Source organism: Capnocytophaga canis, from assembly GCF_000827555.1.
Lineage (GTDB): Bacteria > Bacteroidota > Bacteroidia > Flavobacteriales > Flavobacteriaceae > Capnocytophaga > Capnocytophaga canis.
In genome coordinates this window covers 1-1038 of the sequence record NZ_CDOI01000028.1, presented here as the reverse complement: position 1 = coordinate 1038, position 1038 = coordinate 1, and the positions used below count along the sequence as shown (strand labels likewise).

Below are 1038 nucleotides of genomic sequence, written 5' to 3'. Positions count from 1 at the left end.
TACAATCGTTTTACCTGTTTTGCAATCGCCTGTTTCTGTGTCGGTATGGGTTACTGAAATTTCAGTAGTTCCATCACAATTGGAAACCTGTAATTTGCTCTCCACTTGAGGTTTATCTTTTCCACAAGACAAATTCACATCCGCGGGGAAATTTATAAAGGTTATTTCCGGTGTAGGAGTAATGGTAATGGTTTGGCTGTGTTTTGTTTCGTTTCCACAAGTGTCTGTTGCTGTCCATCGGTAAATAATTATTTTATTTCCGTTTTCCACCTTGTTTTCTTGGCTTTTGGTCACTTGAACAGCAGAACAATTATCCGTAGCGGTTAAATTCATCTGCGTTGGTACTGCTTGATTTTCAGTAATCGAAATATCTTTTGGTAATTCTTCTGAAAAAATGGGAGCCTCATTATCCCCTGCAATAGTAATGGTCTGTTTTTGAGAAATCGTTTGTCCGCAAACGGTTGCTGTATAGGTACGTACAATCGTTTTACCTGTTTTACAATCGCCTGTTTCTGTGTCGGTATGAGTTACCGAAATTTCAGTAGTTCCATTACAATTGGAAACCTGTAATTTGCTCTCTACTTGAGGTTTATATTTTCCACAAGATAAATTCACATCCGCGGGGAAATTTATAAAGGTTATTTCCGGTGTAGGAGTAATGGTAATGGTTTGGCTGTATTTTGTTTCGTTTCCACAAACGTCTGTTGCTGTCCATCGGTAAATAATTATTTTATTTCCGTTTTCCACCTTGTTTTCTTGGCTTTTAGCAACTTGAACAGCAGAACAATTGTCCGTAGCGGTTAGCGTTTTTTGTGTCGGTACTTCCTGATTTTCAGTAATCGAAATATCTTTCGGTAATTCTCCTGAAAAAATGGGAGCCTCATTATCCCCTGCAATAGTAATGGTCTGTTTTTGAGAAATCGTTTGTCCGCAAACGGTTGCCGTATAGGTGCGTACAATCGTTTTACCTGTTTTGCAATCGCCTGTTTCTGTGTCGGTATGGGTTACCGAAATTTCAGTAGTGCCATCACAATTGGA

The 1038-nt window shown here is 38.9% G+C and carries 1 protein-coding gene; it reads right to left on the bottom strand.

Translation table 11 applies throughout. From position 1 onward, the window contains the following. Nucleotides 1-1038 (bottom strand): HYR-like domain-containing protein (locus CCAND38_RS11735; protein ID WP_042343231.1); only part of this gene is annotated, 1038 nt, incomplete at both ends.